Origin of the sequence: Paracoccus aurantiacus (assembly GCF_007993065.1) — a bacterium.
In the GTDB taxonomy this organism is placed as follows: domain Bacteria; phylum Pseudomonadota; class Alphaproteobacteria; order Rhodobacterales; family Rhodobacteraceae; genus Paracoccus; species Paracoccus aurantiacus.
This window is the reverse complement of sequence record NZ_VOPL01000005.1, coordinates 196,687-213,603: the sequence shown is the minus strand read 5'-3', so window position 1 is coordinate 213,603 and position 16,917 is coordinate 196,687. Positions and strand designations below refer to the sequence as shown.

At 63.3% G+C, this 16,917-nt stretch carries 14 protein-coding genes and 1 riboswitch; of the genes, 8 read left to right on the top strand and 6 right to left on the bottom strand.

Annotated elements, in window-relative coordinates; translation table 11 throughout:
* Positions 1 to 12: 12 nt before the first annotated feature.
* On the bottom strand, positions 13 to 1,359 hold the full coding sequence (locus tag FQV27_RS13565) for an ATP-binding cassette domain-containing protein (protein WP_147099432.1): 1,347 nt from the start codon (positions 1,357 to 1,359) through the stop codon (positions 13 to 15).
* Positions 1,257 to 1,883 carry a hypothetical protein gene (locus tag FQV27_RS13560; protein ID WP_147099430.1) on the bottom strand — a complete coding sequence of 209 codons (627 nt, stop codon included), beginning with the start codon at positions 1,881 to 1,883 and terminating at the stop codon, positions 1,257 to 1,259. The genes FQV27_RS13565 and FQV27_RS13560 overlap by 103 nt, the downstream gene beginning before the upstream one ends.
* A gap of 499 nt (positions 1,884 to 2,382) precedes the next feature.
* Between FQV27_RS13560 and FQV27_RS13555 the strand changes: the two genes are divergently transcribed.
* From FQV27_RS13555 to FQV27_RS13545, 3 genes are all read left to right on the top strand, one after another.
* Entirely contained in the window at positions 2,383 to 4,026 is a 1,644-nt protein-coding gene (locus FQV27_RS13555; RefSeq protein WP_147099428.1) for an acyl-CoA synthetase, read from the top strand.
* 55 nt (positions 4,027 to 4,081) lie between these two features.
* Positions 4,082 to 5,833: a PHA/PHB synthase family protein gene (locus FQV27_RS13550; protein ID WP_147099426.1), complete on the top strand. Its 1,752-nt coding sequence runs from the start codon at positions 4,082 to 4,084 to the stop codon at positions 5,831 to 5,833.
* Between the two features lie 204 nt (positions 5,834 to 6,037).
* Positions 6,038 to 6,577, top strand: coding sequence for a GNAT family N-acetyltransferase (locus tag FQV27_RS13545; RefSeq protein WP_147099424.1), 540 nt, complete (start codon positions 6,038 to 6,040; stop codon positions 6,575 to 6,577).
* Here FQV27_RS13545 and FQV27_RS13540 read toward each other — a convergent pair.
* Complete coding sequence (locus FQV27_RS13540) at positions 6,574 to 8,199, bottom strand: hypothetical protein (RefSeq protein WP_147099422.1); 1,626 nt, start codon at positions 8,197 to 8,199, stop codon at positions 6,574 to 6,576. The genes FQV27_RS13545 and FQV27_RS13540 overlap by 4 nt on opposite strands.
* A 203-nt stretch (positions 8,200 to 8,402) precedes the next feature.
* Here FQV27_RS13540 and FQV27_RS13535 point away from each other — a divergent pair, with 203 nt between their 5' ends.
* Positions 8,403 to 9,341: a DUF4123 domain-containing protein gene (locus tag FQV27_RS13535; protein ID WP_147099420.1), complete on the top strand. Its 939-nt coding sequence runs from the start codon at positions 8,403 to 8,405 to the stop codon at positions 9,339 to 9,341.
* Here the strand turns inward: FQV27_RS13535 and FQV27_RS13530 are convergent.
* Genes FQV27_RS13530 through FQV27_RS13525 form a run of 3 tightly spaced genes read right to left on the bottom strand, consistent with a single transcriptional unit; the run spans position 9,338 to position 12,067 of the window.
* The gene (locus FQV27_RS13530) at positions 9,338 to 10,768 is read right to left on the bottom strand and encodes a T6SS phospholipase effector Tle1-like catalytic domain-containing protein (RefSeq protein WP_186827306.1); all 1,431 of its coding nucleotides are present in this window, start codon (positions 10,766 to 10,768) and stop codon (positions 9,338 to 9,340) included. The two genes, FQV27_RS13535 and FQV27_RS13530, sit on opposite strands and share 4 nt — an antisense overlap.
* Before the next feature lie 4 nt (positions 10,769 to 10,772).
* Positions 10,773 to 11,354 carry a hypothetical protein gene (locus FQV27_RS18900; protein ID WP_186827305.1) on the bottom strand — a complete coding sequence of 194 codons (582 nt, stop codon included), beginning with the start codon at positions 11,352 to 11,354 and terminating at the stop codon, positions 10,773 to 10,775.
* The gene (locus FQV27_RS13525; protein WP_147099415.1) at positions 11,351 to 12,067 is read right to left on the bottom strand and encodes a GAD-like domain-containing protein; all 717 of its coding nucleotides are present in this window, start codon (positions 12,065 to 12,067) and stop codon (positions 11,351 to 11,353) included. Before FQV27_RS13525 ends, FQV27_RS18900 begins: the two co-directional genes overlap by 4 nt.
* A 204-nt stretch (positions 12,068 to 12,271) precedes the next feature.
* Positions 12,272 to 12,454: riboswitch (cobalamin riboswitch) on the top strand.
* Positions 12,455 to 12,579: 125 nt separating this feature from the next.
* On the opposite strand from FQV27_RS13525, the gene FQV27_RS13520 reads away from it, so the two are divergent.
* The 4 genes from FQV27_RS13520 to FQV27_RS13505 are packed head-to-tail and all read left to right on the top strand — an operon-like array spanning position 12,580 to position 16,917.
* Positions 12,580 to 14,433, top strand: coding sequence for a TonB-dependent receptor plug domain-containing protein (locus FQV27_RS13520; RefSeq protein ID WP_246133106.1), 1,854 nt, complete (start codon positions 12,580 to 12,582; stop codon positions 14,431 to 14,433).
* The gene (locus FQV27_RS13515; protein WP_147099411.1) at positions 14,427 to 15,206 is read left to right on the top strand and encodes an ABC transporter substrate-binding protein; all 780 of its coding nucleotides are present in this window, start codon (positions 14,427 to 14,429) and stop codon (positions 15,204 to 15,206) included. Before FQV27_RS13520 ends, FQV27_RS13515 begins: the two co-directional genes overlap by 7 nt.
* A complete protein-coding gene (locus FQV27_RS13510; RefSeq protein WP_147099409.1) occupies positions 15,203 to 16,177 on the top strand; it encodes a FecCD family ABC transporter permease in 975 nt (324 codons plus the stop codon). Before FQV27_RS13515 ends, FQV27_RS13510 begins: the two co-directional genes overlap by 4 nt.
* Complete coding sequence (locus tag FQV27_RS13505; protein WP_147099407.1) at positions 16,177 to 16,917, top strand: ABC transporter ATP-binding protein; 741 nt, start codon at positions 16,177 to 16,179, stop codon at positions 16,915 to 16,917. Before FQV27_RS13510 ends, FQV27_RS13505 begins: the two co-directional genes overlap by 1 nt.

The following is a 16,917-nucleotide window of genomic DNA, read 5'->3' as shown; positions in this document are numbered from 1 at the left end:
CTGGCGGTGCCTCTATTCGGCCGCGTGCCGGGCCGGCTGGAAATCGTTCGGCAGCATGGGTTTCAACTGCCCGACACCTGCCCCGATGTCGAGAGCCGACGCGTAGAAGGGCAGCCCATCGGGGTCGGTCGGCGTGGTTTCGCCGTGCATGACCGCCAGAACAGCCGTTTCCGGCAAGGCATCGCGCAGGATCTGGTGAAAATCGTCGACGCCGTCGCTGTCCATCGCTGCAGTCGCCTCGTCCAGCAAAAGGATTTCTGGCCGGGCGAGCAGGATGCGCGCCAGAACAAGCCGCTGCTTCTGCCCGCCGGACAGGACATTGCGCCAGATCCGGCCCTGATACAGCGCGGCGTCCAGCGTGTTGATGAACTCGCCTAGCCCAACGCGAGACAGCACGGCTGCAACCGCGATGTCGCTGTGCTGTTCCGCATGATCGGGATAGGTCGTCAGCGCCTTGAGCGACAGACGGTCGGGCAGATCGGCCTCTTGCCCGGCGAAGAACATGCGCGCACCCTCGCGCATCGCCACGCGCCCGCCGCCATAGGGCCAAAGTCCCGCTACGGCTTTCAGAAGACTGCTTTTGCCGCATCCGTTCTGGCCACGCAGGCACACCCGGTCGCCCGGATAAAGCCGCAGCTGTTCGACGTTCAGAAATGGGGTGGCGTCATGGCCGCGATGACACAGGCGCAGCGCCTCAAGCGTCAGTAGCGGACCGGCCGCGCGACGTTCGCGTTCAAATTCGCTGATCCCCGTCTCGGCATAGAAGGCCTGACGCGCGCGCACCCGCTCTACCGCCTGGGCCAACTCCGTCAGCCGCCCGGCATTGGCCTTCAGCGTCGCGATCGCGGGCATCACATTGATGAACCAGGACACATCGCCGATCAGTTCTGCTGTCAATTCGCCATTCGCGGCAAAGTCGCGGAAGCTGAGATTGCCCGCCATATAGGCCGGCAGCGCCGGAAGATAAGACAGAAGCCGCGCCGACAGAAAGTTGTAGACGCTGCCGAACATCATCATGCCAGAGCTTAGCCAGTTCTGCTTGCCCCATGTCTGGTCAAGTTCGCTGTAAAGTTCACCGTTGATGCGGCTTTGTGCGCGTTCGCCGCGTGATGCGGCCATGCGCCCGACACGGTTTAAAAGCCCCGCCCATTCCGCGCGCCAGGCCCCGTCGCGGCGCTGGCGCTGGATGCTTAGCCGTTCGATGATGCGGCCCAGCTTCCACGCGATATAGGTGATCGTGGGGACGTAGACGACGATCAGACCCAGCGCCAGCAGCGCAGACCCGAGGTACCGGGCACGAGGTTCACAGGAATATGCCCGAACCAGCCCGTCATCGCGGCATTCGCATTCTCGCCCCATCGGTCAAGGAAGGGGACCGGACGGCTGCGTTCGATCAGGGCGGAAAAAACGAAGAAGATCGAGGTGACTGCCCCCCAAAGGCCCATCGCAAGCCCGATCACCCCACCGTAAAGCCCGCCGGAGCATTCATCTATCCGCTGATCGATGGCATCCGGCATGCGTGATCGGCCACCCGCTGCGGACCGGTCGCTCATCAGGTCAAGCGCGACGCGCTCATCCGACAGGATCGCGTCGTTGAACTGCGCGACCATCCAGCCGCGCGCCCGTCGGTGCAGGGTCGTCGACAGGTAGTGCCGAAGCGCGACCCCCGCCGTCCGGGCAAGGAAGATGCCAAGATACGCGCCCGCGGCAAGCAGCACGACCTGCGCAGGGTCCACACCTTCCTGCTGGTCATGGAAGTTCGTCAGCGAGGCAAGAAAGTCGGCGCTGGCAAGCGCGACCCAGACGCTCGCCTTGCTGAGCAATGTGGTGATGCCGAAGACCAGCACGGTCAGCAACCATGCTTCACGCCAGCGTTCGGACACCCAATATGCGGTCAGAAGACCCCAAAACCCGGTTAAACGTTTCACAACCCTGCCTCACTGGTACCGTCACATACCCGCCCCTCCCCACGGCAACAAAAGTTGCGCGCGGGCCGATCTTCGGCACGTTTTTTTTGATTTTCGCGGTCCTTTGCGCTTTTTCGCGTCTTTTGGACCAACTGGTAAAACCAGCTTAGCAAACAAACCCGTCGGCGGTAAACCGCCGATGCACAAATCGAAGCATTTTTCTGGTGAATCGTCGATTTCCGCTTCTGCCGGGCGATTCGCTCTTGGCAGGTTGCGCGTCGCCCCACATAATTCGCGGCGACGCCGGACCGGGGCGCATGGCGCATGTTGTGCCGACGAAAAAGCAGCGATCTTTCGCGCTGCGCCGCATTTACGGGTGGCGTTTGCCCCAGCAGTCGCGACAGATTGGCATGACGGGACATAAGCCGCCGCCGTGACCTTACGCGCGTCGGCCACACGCGCGGAGGAGCGGGACATGGCCAATGCAACGAACATCTATGACATCGGGCTGGATGCGAATCCGTCGAATTTCGTGCAGCTTTCGCCGCTGTCCTTCATCGCGCGGACGGCGGCGATCTATCCCGATCTGGATGCGGTCAGCTATGGTGCGGTACGCCGGAACTGGGCGGAAACCTATGCCCGGACACGGCAGCTTGCTTCTGCCCTTGCGCAGCGCGGGATCGGCAAGGGCGACACCGTGTCGATCATTGCCGCCAATATCCCCGAAATGTTCGAGGCCCATTTCGGCGTCCCCATGTCTGGCGCGGTGCTGAATACGATCAATACGAGGCTGGACCCCGAAGCGGTAGCCTTCATCCTCAATCATGCCGAAACCAAGGTGCTGCTGGTCGATCCCGAATTCGCGGATGTGGCCGGGCGCGCCGCGCAGATGGCCAACCGCCCCGATCTGCTGATCGTGGACATCGAGGACCCAAGCTTCGATGGCGGCAGCCGGATCGGCAGCCTGACCTATGACGAATTGCTGGCGACAGGCAATCCGGACTTCGACTGGTCGCTGCCCGCCAGCGAATGGGATGCGATCAGCCTGAATTATACCTCTGGCACCACCGGCGATCCCAAGGGCGTCGTCTATCACCACCGTGGCGCGGCGCTGAACGCGATGTCGAACATCATGACCTGGGGCATGGCCCAGCATGCGCATTACCTGTGGACGCTGCCGATGTTCCATTGCAACGGTTGGTGCTTTCCCTGGACCATTGCCGCCAATGCGGGCCTGTGCGTCTGCCTGCGTGCCGTTCGGCCCGAGGCGATCTTCCCGCTGATCCGGGACGAGAGGGTGACCCATTTCTGCGGCGCGCCCATCGTGTTGCAGATGCTGGTCAACGCCCCCGACGAGCTGAAGGATTTCACCCATGAGGTGAAGGTAATGACCGCAGGCGCCCCGCCCCCCGCAGCCGTCATCGCCAATATGGAGGCGATGGGCGTCGAGGTGACGCAGGTTTACGGGCTGACCGAAACCTATGGCCCCTCGGTCGTCAGCGCCTGGCAGTCGAAATGGGACGGGGTCGATGCCGATCAGCGCGCCCGGCTGAAATCGCGTCAGGGGGTCAGGAATATCGCGCTGGAAGGATTGATGGTGGCCGATCCTGAGACGCTGGAACCGCTTCCGCCTGACGGCAAGACCATCGGCGAGATCTTCATGCGCGGCAATAACGTTATGCGCGGATACCTCAAGAACCCGTCGGCCACTGAAAAATCCTTCAGGGGCGGCTGGTTCGCGTCGGGCGATCTGGGGGTGATGCATCCCGACGGCTATGTCGAGATCAAGGACCGGCTGAAGGACATCATCATCTCGGGCGGCGAGAATATCTCGTCAGTCGAGGTCGAGGATGTACTTTACCGCCACCCCGACGTGCTGGAGGCTGCCGTCGTTGCCCGCCCGGACGAAAAATGGGGCGAAACCCCCTGTGCCTTCGTGACGGTCAAACCCGGCCGCACCCTGACGGAGGCCGACCTGATCGCATTCTGCCGCGACAACATGGCCCGCTTCAAGGTGCCGAAAACCATCATCTTTGAAGACCTGCCGAAGACATCCACGGGAAAAATCCAGAAATTCATGTTGCGCGACCGCGCAAGGACACTGGACGATCAGGGCTGAGGGAATCGTCACTGCGGCCGCGCGGGGCGAGAGGAGCGAAACAACGGAGGGATGCATGGATCAGAGCACGATTGCCGAGCAGACGACGGAATTCGTCGAATTGCTGCAAAGGGCGCAGGCGCTTGCACAACGCGCCGGTGCCAACGCTGCCGCGAAGGCCAGCGGAAAGGAGTTCTCGGTCCTTGATGCGGGCACCATCGCGCAGGCTTACGCGCGTGCGGGGATGCAGCTTGCCGCGGACCCGTTCGCGATCTCGCGCTTTCAGGTTTCGCTGATGACAGATACCACGAAAGCCTGGATGAAAGCATGGTCGGGCGGCACGACCACGACCGCCGACCGCCGTTTTCGCGACGAGAAATGGGCCGGCGACCCGTTCAGCCGGGCCTTGCGCGACGTGCATCTGGCCATCGAAGGTGCTGCGGAACAACTGATCGGCGACCTGCCGGACGCCGACAAGGACAGCCTGCGCGTCCGTTTTTACACACGCCAGCTTCTCAGCGCGCTGTCGCCGACCAACTATCTCGCGCTCAATCCCGTTGCCCGCGACCGCTTTCTGGAAACCGAAGGCCGCAGCCTGCTGGACGGGTTCCGCAACCTGCTGGACGATCTGGAACGCGGCGACGGGCGGCTGGATATCGACATGACCGACCGCGCCGCGTTCGAGGTCGGGCGCCATCTGGCCACCACGCCCGGCGAGGTCATCTATCAGAACGACCTGATGCAACTGATCCATTATCGGCCGCTGACCGAAACCCAGCACAAGCGACCGCTGCTGTTCGTGCCGCCCTGGATCAACAAATACTATATCTTCGACATGAAGCCCGATAACAGCATGGTCCGCTTCATGCTGGAACAAGGCCACTCGGTCTTTCTGATTTCCTGGGTCAACCCGACAAAAAAGCACGCGCGCCTGAGCTTCGAAGATTACATGCGCCTCGGCCCGCTGGAAGCGCTCGACCGGATCGAGGAATCGACCGGCCGCAAGGAATTCGACATTCTTGGCTTCTGCATCGGCGGCATTCTGGTGACGGCGACGCTCGCCTATATGGCGGCCAAGGGCGACAAGCGGGTCAAGACCGCGACCACATTGGCGACCATGGTCGACTTCACGGATGTCGGCGAAATCGGCGTGTTCATCGACCGCGAACGGCTTGAGGTCCTGCGCGAACACATGGCCGAGAAGGGCTATCTGGAAAATCACCACCTGCAGGATATGTTTTCCATGATCCGGGAAAACGACCTGATCTGGTCCTTCCACGTCATGAACTATCTGATGGGTCGCAAGCCGCCGGCATTCGACCTGCTGTTCTGGAACGGCGACAGCACCCGCCTGCCAGCGGACATGCTGCTGTGGTATCTGGAAAAGATCTATATCGAGAACGGCTTGCGCCAGCCCGGCCACCTGACCATGGACGGGGTCCCCATCGACATCAGCAAGATCAAGATCCCGTTCTATGTGCTGGCGACCAAGGAAGACCACATCGCGCCCTGGCGGTCCATCTATCCGACGACCGGGCTTCTGGGCGGCGATACCAGCTTCGTTCTGGGTGGGTCCGGCCATATCGCCGGCGTCATCAACCCGCCCGGCAAGCGGCCGAAATACGGCTTCTGGACCGGCGATGACTATGCCGAGGATCCGGGCGAATGGCTGGCGGGCGCCGAAAAGCACGAGGGATCATGGTGGCCGCATTGGGCCAACTGGATCGAAGGCCACAGCCCGGCAAAGCGTGTTGCGGCGCTTGACCCCGACAAGGGCAAGCTGGCACCGGTCGAGGCTGCGCCGGGCAGTTACGTCAGGGCAGGCTGAAACGAGCGCACAGCTTAGGGCTGACTGACACAATCCTGTGCAGCCCGCTTTGGAAGGGGCATAACGCTCGTCACGTTGGGTCACGTCAGCGCGAAATGCCTGTCTGCGCCTTGACCCCTGTCGCTGCCGATCCATACTTTCTGCGTTGCAGCAATTCTTCGCGTATGCAGCGAAGACCCAGCAGCAAGGCAGGAAGGGTTCACGATGAACGGCTCCGACAGCGTCGAAGCACATACCGACCACGACCGGCCCGCCCCCCGGCGGGTCGAGCTGCGCGGCCTGACCAGCCGCGACCAGCCTGCCCACGCGGCGCATCTGCTTCGGCTGTCCGACCGGGACCGCCGCGCGCGCTTTCACGCGACCGCCAAAGATGCCGCGATCGAGGCTTATTCGCGCAATCTCGACTGGCACAAGGTTCTGATCTTCGGGCTTTTCGTCGACGGGACCCTGCGCGGCGTCGGCGAATTGCTGCGCGACGGCGATGAACCGGCGGCAGAAATATCACTTTCGGTCGAAAGCCCGTGGCAGCGCGACGGCTTCGGCAAGACCCTGCTGCTGGCACTTGTGCTGGCCGCGCGGCGCGTGGGCATCACCGAACTGACGATGAGCTTTCTCAGCGACAATATCTCGATGCGCGCGCTGTCGCGCGACCTTGGCGCGGTATCCGGGCCGCTGGCCCCCGTCATCGATTCGATCAAGACCATTCCAATGACGGCACGGCAAGCGACGACCGGACAGGATTAATCCGTCGGGCCTGCCAGACTGGTGCCAAGCCGATGCTGCGTCCAGTCCGCGATTGCCGCATCGGCTGCCGCCTCGCGCGCCGTAATCCATGCAGGATCGCCCCGAAAACGCGCATCGAGCCGCGCGAGCAATGCCTGCGAAGCCCCGTCGCCTGCCGCAGCCGCGGAACTCGCCAGACGCCATGCCAGCGCATAGCTGCGCGGCACGCCCTCGCCCTGTTCGCGCGCAAGTGCCGCATCGCGGATCGTGGCAAGGTTCGCGAAGGTTTCATCCGTCAAAGGCGTCCCCGCCGCCTGCTGCGCTGCCATAAGCGCTGCTGTCGGCATCCGCCCCTCAAGCGCGCTCAGCAGCACGGATGCGCCTGCCACACCCCCCTGCGCCGCCGCCATCGCATGCGGATAAGCCGCCGTGGCGTCAGCCTCGCCGATCAGCTTTGCAAGCGTCAGCGACACTTCGGGATCGCCCTTGATCGGCGACAGAAGCCCGATTGCCCGCCTGCGGTTCTGCGGCACACCTTCGCCGCGCGCCAGCGCCAGCCCAAGCGAACGCGCGTCACCAGCATCGGAAGGATCGGCGATCAGGCTGACCGGCGGCACGGGCGCACTGTTGGTAAATTCCGGCGCCAGTGCCACCACCGCATCTTCAATTGCCGGCCACGCGGCACTGTCGAATGCGACAGGGGTTTCGGCGCGGATCTGGGCCGTCACACGCCCCGGCGACGCGATAAAGGCCACAAGGGAATCCACTAGATCCTGCTGGATCTGCGCCATTTCGCTTCCCGGCGTCGCAGAAACAAGGCCGGACAATCCTTCGACGCTGGTCGCCTCGGGCGGAAGAATGACCTTCACGCGATCCCACAGGCCCATATCCTCGAAGGAAAGATCGGCTGAACGCAATGTCCCGCGCACACCGACTTCCGGGGTTTTGTCCTCCGCCGCCATGCCATCCTGCGAGATACCATCGGTCGGATCGTTTATCCCGTCGCCCGGCGCGTCCGGGCCGGCACCATCAACGCCTGCGCCCATGCCAGAGACATCCTCGTCCTCGGCAAGGCGTTCGAAAAAGTCTGGTATGTAGAAAGCGAAGTAGTCCAGATCTGCGCTGCCCTCCAGACGACCGATCGCCGGGCTGACAAGTTCGAGGTCGAACCTTGCAGCACCGCTGCCGGTGACCTGGCGCGCATCCAGCGACAGCCGCTGCACCGGGATCGTGTCGCCCCCCGTCACAACCCCGATCATTGCGGCCTGCGGCCCAAAGCAGCCATTCGCGATCGACATGTCGGAAATATCAAGGCGGGTCCGTGTCTCTTCGCCGGGCAGGAATTGCAGCCCCGAGACATTCAGTCTGCCGACCGCGATGCGGCAGCGCGCATCGTCGTCGATCCCCACGATCTCCAGCCCGTGAAGCGCAATCGCGCCCCGCCGTGCATCGACATCCATCGACGCATAGCGGATGTCGGCGATCATGCGGCCATAAGGCAGCACCATCCGCACCACGCCCGCTGCCAGCTGAGCGGCGCTGAACCCCGGTTCAGGCGCGGTATCGGCGGATGCAGACAAAGGCAGCGCCGCGATGGCGGAAGCGGCAAAGGTGCCGACGATGCGGCTGGCAAACGAACTCATCACAATCCCCCGAAATGACACATATCGACAGGTGACGGCAGCGATGCACAAAAATCAACCCGCAGGCTGATCGTGCAAGTCATGGCAGATTCCCGCTGCCGGGTAACCAAGTCCCGCAGCAGGGCATTGATAATGTCGAAAAAATTCTGATAGTTATATCAGTTAGTATGTTACGGGCATGTTTGTTTCCTTAAGAGAGCCCCTTGTCGCGACCCGATTCCGAACTCATCCCGCGCAATAAGCTTGCCCAGCATCTGGCCGAATCCGGCGATGTTGTCGCAATCCTTGACGCGGCAAGCCTGCCGGGCTTGCCCGAGCGCATCGAAAGCCGTCAGATAGCCGCCCTGTGTCTTTTTACGGGCGATCTGACGGAAACACTGCGCGACGTTGCGCCGTATCTGATGCGGCTTGCGCCGGAAAATCCGCTGCTGCGCGATTATGTCAATGACGGCGACGTGCCGTGGGCGATGTGGAAGAAGCGCGCGGGCATCCTGATGCGCACCGATCTTGGGCTGTCGGAACTTCAGCGCCATTTCCGCCGTATGCTGCGCGTGCGCACGGAAAGCGGCACATTCTTTTTCCGGTTCTGGGAACCGGCGACAGCGCATGCCTATTTCAGCGAAATCGCGCTCAGCGAAGATCGCGGGCGCTGGTTCTATCCGCGCGAAGGCGGTCAGATCGACGCCTATCTGGTCCCCGATCTGAAGAATGACGGGCTGCGCATTTATCGCGCCGACGGGCCGCGCCCCGATCATCGTCCCTGGGAAAACCGGCCGTTCACGCTGCATCCCTCGGAAGTCGCCGCACTTCGGGCGACGCGGATCAATCTCAACCTTGAACAGATGGTCCGGATGATGACCCAGACCTTCCCGTCCAAGGTCGCCACCATCTCGCCGGCCGATCTGGAACGTGGTTTGCGCCGCTCGGTCGCCCGCGCGGCGGAATTCGGGATCAGGCAGCGCCCGAATGCGTTCAGGCTGGCGGCATGGGATCTGCATGCCGACGGCGATTTCGAGGATGTCGATCCGGTGGGCGAACTCAGGCAGATCCTCGAAGCCGATCTTCTTGAACAGGACAAGATGCAGCGCCTGCTGGACCGCATCGCCGATCTGGGACCGGCGAACAGCGACGAAAAGACCTAGATCGCCCTGCCCGGAATGTTTGGCGCCCAGCCCCTTATGTGATTGGCCGCTGGCCGGTGGCCAAGCCGATTACCCGATATCCACGCGCCGTCTTTCATCGAGACATGACCGAAATTGCGCAGCACCTGGGCACGCCGGGCGCCTGACAGGCGACCGCTGCGTATCTCGGCCTCGTAGGGGCGCAGCGCAGCTGGAATAACGTAATTCGGGTCACTCGTCGGCAGCGGCAGGAACGCGCCGTTCACAAAGCGCATCGCCCGTTCATGCATCATGTGAAGCGCGATGCGCGACAAACCGACGCGAACCCAGGGCCGATCCAGCGCAAGCCACTCGTCATAGTAATAGCGCGTCACCATCGACTGCATGGCGTGGCTGTAAGATGTCACCGCCCTGATCGGTGACATCTTGCGAACAATGCCGCCCTGCGTTTCATTCGCGGTCAGCCATCCCTCGCGCACGAAAACCGCTTCATCGGCGCGGTTCGCCCCCCGCGCAAGGTCTTCGGCGCGCGTCCTCGCCTGCGCGCGCTCTGCCTCGGCGCGGGTTCGGAACGGACGGCGGGACTTTCCGCTCATCTCCGCTGCGTCGCCCGCATCGCGGTAGCCCCCGCCGACGTCGGAATGCGCGCCTGGCAGATGAATATATTCGCCGCCGCTCGGCCAGTTCCGGTTGAGGCGGAAGTTCAGGCGGTATTCGTCCGAGGCGACCAGATGATAGATCTGGCCTGTCACCTGAGCGGGTTTCAGGTGAACATTGACCGGTTCATTATCATCGTCGCTTGCATCGCCGATCGCGGCGACAGTGTCGAAAATGCCCAGAAACCTGATCTCGACCTTCAGCCCTCGTGGCAGTTCTTCGCGGAAATCGCCGACGCCGAAAGGATCATAGCGGATGCGCCCCGCGCGGATGCAGTTGACGAAGTATCGTGCAGATGCAGCGCCCCTGCTGAAGCCGAATACATCCAGAACCACTTTGCGGATGTTCGGCGGCCCACCGCTTTGGCCGATCCTTGCGAGAACCTGCCTGAACCCCCACAGCACCCGCGATTCCACGCCGCTGCGTCGTCCCATGCCGGTCGCATAGCCGACCATGTCGTCGCCTTCGCCCCGGACCGAACCCGCGCCCTGGACATAAATACTGCTGAAGCGCCGGTCGACGCCGCCGCAAGAGTTCTTGACGTCATAGCGCGTGCCATTCTTGTAGCGCGCCCAAAGCAACGCCGGATTGGAAAGCGCCGACTGATAGCTGGCATCCTCGCGATTTCGGAGGGCAACATTGAAGCGATTATTCAATGTCCCGTCGAAAAACACGCCGATCTCCAGCGTTACTTTCGGGCATGACTGCGCGATATTGCCGGTCTCGCCGGCCATATCCTCGGCATTGGCGGCATCGGCGGCGGCGGCATCTATGTCAGCAAGCAAACTCATCTGTTCATCCTGCCGGTGCCGGGCAGTTCGCCTTGCCAGAGGGCGAGCCCGCATAGGCAAGCACATCGGCCACTTCCGGAAAAATTCCGGTTTCATTTCGCCATGCGTGGTCTGACGCGGGCACCCGCTGCCCGCATTCCGCCGCGACATTCAGCCGGTCGGCGGCGCCGTTGCCTGGCTTGTCCGAGCCGATCAGAAGCAGCCCGTTCGGCCCGAAGATCACGGTCAGCATCGCCATGTCATAGGCCACATTCAGCTTCGAAAGCGGCACCTTGACCTCGTTTCGCCATGCCCGGTCGGTCTGAAGTTCCACCCATTCTGCGCGGACCGTCCAATAGCCGTCGCCATCGACATCGCGCGGAAGGCTCAGCGCGCTGGACCTTCCGTCATCGCGCGGCATGCTGCGTTCCGCGTCGCTGGAAACGATCACGCGTTGCGTCGGCGCAAGGGGTTTCTCGATCGAGAAATGCGTGAGGACGACTGGCGAAGACCTGTAGGACCCGAATGCGAGCGACAGCGAATCCGCCGCGATCACAGGTCTGCACCCGAGCAGCAGAAGCGAGGCGATCAGCAGCGCACGTCTCACGACTTTCCCCCCCGAAGCTGCTGCGGCCTTTCAGGCTGCCAGGGCTGCCCGATCATCCGAAGCTCAATCGGGTTCCGGGACATATCGACAAGCATCACGTTCATTTCGGTATAGACGGCCTCCAGCCATTCAAGGGCGTCTGCGACGATATAGTCAGGCTCTGGCGTACCACCGAGCTGCGACGGCGCCGGTGTTGCTGCGTAAATATCATCATGATCAAGACGTCCAAGCCGCGCCAAAAGCCGCGCATGCAGCGGCTCTCCAGCCGGATCGAACGCTTCTATCGCTGCTTCCGGCATCGCAATCAGCATGTCCGCGATCTGCGCATCGGAGGGCGGAGGGTCGGTTGCCAGCAGGAACGGTGCCTCGACCGAGGCCAGCTGCGGATTCAGGAATGCGAAGCCATGACGTTCGGACCACAGCGCCAGCCCGCCGAAATCGCCCAGCGCGATGGCATGGGTATCGCCTTCAAAATCGGGATCGCCGTGAAAGATATAGGCCATCAGCGGCGCGTAGCGTGACGGCTCGATCAGCCGCAAACGCCTGCCCGCAAGGCGCACCAGGCCGTACCGACGCCAGATGTCCAGAAGCAGTGGTGGCAAACGTCCAGACCATCTCGCAATCTCGGATGCTGGCGCGGCCCGAGTCGGATCTGCTGCTTTCGACAGCAGTGATTCGAGATTCCCCCGGTCAGATGAATCACCTTCGGACAATACTCACGCTCCAAATTTCAGCACAACTTCCGGGCGAAATCCCGGCAACGCTTCAACGCAACTCAGTTACATAATCATCGTCCACCGCAGGATTTCAACCGCAAGATAACCTGTGCAGGGGCAGGAAAGGACGAATCTGCAACATCTTCTGCGCTGTCCCGGTTGCGCATGCCACTGTTGCCTTGACCGGCGCAGCGTCTGCGCGCATTCAGGCGTCGCTCAGGTTCCGGCGGCAAGCCCGTCGGTGAAAAGGGAACACGGTCAAAGCCGTGGCTGCCCCCGCAACTGTAAGCGACGAGCGACGCCGACGACGCCACTGGGAAACCGGGAAGGCCGGCGAAGCTGTGACCCGCGAGCCAGGAGACCTGCCAGGGCGATCACCCTTTTCGTGGTGCGGGGCGCGCCAGGGAAGCGGCATGACCGCAGCGGTGACGATTCCCCGTCTGCGGTTTTCCGCAGGCATATCCTCGCCACGGTCCCGGACTTCACGGGCCAAATGGAAAGACATGCCAATGCGCCTTGCCCTGTTCCTTCTTACCAGCGCCCTGCCCGTCACCGTGCTGGCACAGCAAACCGACACGTTCAATCTCGGCACGATCTATCTCGATGCCGGTCTCAGCCCGATAGATGCGCGCAGCTATGGCCGTGCGAATACGGTCATCACCGGCCAGCAGATGCAGGAACGTGGCATCGCGACGGTTCAGGACGCCCTGCGCCAGGTGCCGGGACTGTCCGTCGGCGCGACCGGCGAATCCAACACCCAGATCCGCATTCGCGGTGCCGAGGGCAACCACACTCTGGTGCTGATCGACGGCATCCGCGCGCAGGCGGGGGATCAGGAATATTACTTCTCGGGCCTCTCGGCGGCGAATATCGAACGGATCGAGGTTCTGCGGGGGCCGCAATCGGTTTTCTTCGGCGCGGATGCGTCCGCAGGGGTCATCAACATCATCACCGACAGCGGAGCCGAGGGCAGTCAGGCCCGTGCAGGGGTCGAATACGGCGATGGCTGGTCGGGCTATGCGCATGTCAGTCGCAGAACCACGCGCGGCGGCGTGGCGCTGAATTTCAGCCGACGCAACGATCATGGGTATGATATCTCTGGCAGCGGAGGCGAGGACGACGGCCTGCGCGCCTCCAGCATTCAGCTTTCGGGCGATTATCAGCTGACCGACGCCCTTCGCGCCGGGCTTCATCTGCGCCGCGTGGATGAGGAATATGATTACGACGCCTCGAACTGGGCGGCCACCAGCGCCGATGACTACCTGATCGACAGCGACGCCCGCGCTGACCGAGAGGAGCGCACCGGTCAGCTTTGGCTGGAGGCGGAAACTCTGGGTGGCCGGCTGACCCATCGGTTGTCCTATGACCAGACCCGCTATCGCTTCGACGATCATCAATGGAGCGAAGCAGAGGCCCGGACCGAGCTTTGGAAATATCGTGCGCTTTACGGGATCGACGGCCGGGCTGACGACGCCAGCCAGTCGATTGCCTTCGGGCTGGAGCGGCGCAAGGACGAGAACAGCCTTTCAGACGAGCAGCGCCGCCGCTCCACTTCGGCAATCATGGAATATCGCGCGGCGCTGGCATCAGGGCTGGATCTGCAGCTTGGCCTGCGCCACGACGATAACGACGTTTTCAACGACGCAACCACCTGGTCGCTTGGCGTATCGTATCAGCTTCCCAACGCACCGCTTCGGCTGCACGCATCTGCGGGCACAGGCGTGGTCAATCCGTCCTATCTGGAACTGTTCGGCGGCTATGGCTATGCCGGTAATCCGAACCTCACGCCCGAGGAAAATCGTGGCTTCGACCTTGGTGCAGAGGCGACGCTTCTGGACGGGCGCGCGGTCGTCGATGTGACCTATTTCAACGAACGCCTGGAAAATGAGATCACATTCAGCAGCGTGACCCTGCCTGACGGGACGAATTACTATAATCAACGTGGCACCAGCCGTCGCGAGGGCGTCGAAATCAGCGGCGATTATCAGGCGACGGACGACTTGAGCCTCGGTGCCAGCTACACCTATCTGGACGCGAAGAACCCCGACGGCAGCGTGGAATTGCGCCGCCCGCGCCACCAGCTTGGGCTGAACGCGACATTGCTTTTCGCCGAAGGGCGCGGAAGCATTTCGGGCGATGTGGTCCACTCATCAGGCAGCTACGATGCCGAAAGCTGGGGAAGCTACAGCGTGAAGGAATTGCCCAGCTATACCGTGGTCAATGTCGCATCAGGCTATGACCTGACCGACCGCGTGCGACTGACGGGTCGGGTCACGAACCTGTTAGACGAAGATTATAGCGACGCATGGGGCTATCCGGCGCGCGGGCGCGCGGCCTATCTGGGCCTTCACGCGAAATGGTAAAGATCGCCGCCGCGCTGCTGATCGCTTTAGCAAGCGCGGCGGTGGCTGCACCCCAGCGAGTGGTGTCGATGAACCTCTGCACCGATCAGCTTGCCATGCTGATCGCCGCGCCGGGGCAGTTGGTGTCGGTGTCCTGGCTGGCCGCCGATCCGTCGGTTTCGGTCATGGCGGATAAGGCTGCCGATTTTCCCCTGAACCACGGCGCGGCAGAGGAGTTGTTTCTGGATGCCCCCGATCTGGTCCTTGCCGGCACCTATTCGACCGGCCCTGCAACCGACATGCTGCGCCGTCTTGGCATCCGGGTCGAAACGCTGCCGCCCGCGAATTCGGTGTCGGATATCCGCCACGGCATCACCGATATGGGCGCTTTGCTGGACCAGCCCGAACGCGCGGCGCGGGTGCTGGCGCAATTCGATGCCGATCTTGCGGCGATCAGGCCCGGTCAGGCGCGGTTGGCCGCGACCTATGCGGCAAACGGGTTCACCACTGGGCCCGAAAGCCTGTCGGGCGACGCGATGAGCCGCGCAGGTCTGGTTCTGCTGGCTGACCGGTTGGGCTTGGCGGGCGGACAGATCGCGCTGGAGCAACTGGTCATGGCAGCGCCCGAACTGCTGGTCACAGGCAGCCGCTACAGCACGCCGTCTCGGGCGGAAAGCGTTTTGGATCATCCGGCGTTCACCGCCATCCCCACGACGCGACGCACCGTGCCCGACCGCGACTGGATCTGCGGATTGCCCGCCATCGCCGGCACGATCGCGGACTTGTCGGAATGAGGCTGCTTCTGTCCCTGTCCGTCCTGTGTCTGTTGCTGATGCTGGCATCCATCCTGATCGGTCCGGCGGGCGCGGGCATCGGCGAAAGCATCCGCGCGCTGTGGACGGGCGACGACGCGCTTGGGCTGGTGATGCGCGAAATCCGATTGCCCCGCGCCGTGCTGGGCGCGGCGGTCGGCGCGTCGCTGGGGCTGTCTGGCGCCGCGATGCAGGGCTATCTGCGCAACCCGCTGGCAGAGCCGGGGCTGATCGGCGTTTCCGCGTCTGCCGCGCTTGGCGCGGTAATCGCATTGCAGACTGGTCTTGCAACAGCCCTCGCATTGGCGCTGCCGCTTTCGGCGCTGACGGGCGCGGTCATCGCGGTCGGTCTGATCCTGCTGCTGGCAGGACCGGGCGGCGGATCGCTGGGGCTGATCCTTGCCGGGGTGGCAATTTCCGCCTTTGCGGGTGCGCTGACCTCGCTGGTGCTGAATCTGTCGCCCAATCCCTTTGCGGCGGGCGAGATCGTGTTCTGGATGATGGGATCGCTGGCGGATCGGTCATGGCTGCATGTCGCCATCGCCGCCCCCATCATGGCGGCAGGTGCGGCGCTTTTGTGGGGCAGCGGGCGCGGGCTTGATGCGCTGACACTGGGCGAAGATGGGGCAGCGTCCATGGGCATCAACCTGCGTGCGCTGCGCCTTCGGGTCGTGTTGGGGGTCGCGGCGATGGTCGGTGCGGCGACGGCGGTCGCGGGCGCCATCGGTTTTGTCGGGTTGGTCGTGCCGCATCTGCTGCGCGGGGCTGTCGGCGGCAGGCCGGGGCGGCTGCTGGCGGCTTCGGCACTTGGCGGTGCGGCGCTGGTGCTGGCTGCCGACATCGCGGTGCGCGTGGTCATGCCGGGCCGCGATCTGAAACTTGGCGTGGTCATGGCGTTGATCGGCGCGCCGGTCTTTCTGCAACTGATCTGGCGGCAAAGGCGGGGGCTTTGATGCGGATCGAGATTTCCGACCTGACCGTCAAGCGCGGAGGGCGGCTGACCCTCGACCACGCCAGCCTGTCCCTGGAACCGGGCGAACTCATCGGCCTGATCGGACCGAACGGCGCTGGTAAAACAACCCTGATGCGCGCCATGCTTGGCCTGATCCCGGCCAGTGGCCTGTCCAGCCTTGCCGCACTGCCGCCCGCAAAGCGCGCACTGATCGCCGCTTGGCTGCCGCAGGAACGCGAGGCCGCGTGGCCCATCAGCGTCGAAAACCTGATCCGCCTTGGCCGCATCCCCCATCGCCGCCCCGATGCCGATGCAGCCCATATCGAGGCCGCGCTGTCCCGCATGGGCCTGCAATCGCTGCGTCACCGCGCCGTCACCGAACTGTCGGGCGGAGAGCGCGCCCGCACCCTGATCGCCCGCGCGCTGGCGCAAGATACGCCCGTTCTGATGGCGGATGAGCCGATTGCCGGCCTCGACCCCGCATATCAGATCGCCACGATGCAGCTTTTCCGCGACCTCGCCGATGAAGGGCGTACCGTCATTGCGTCGCTGCACGATCTTGGTCTGGCCGCGCGGCATTGCACGCGGCTGGTGTTGATGGATCAGGGCCGGATCGTAGCTGACGGCAAGCCCGTCGATGTGCTGACGCCCGACAATCTGGCCCACACCTTCGGAATCGAGGGGCATTTCGCCCAAACAAAAGAGGGGCCGGTGTTCCAGCCCCTCCGAGTGTTGAGCTGA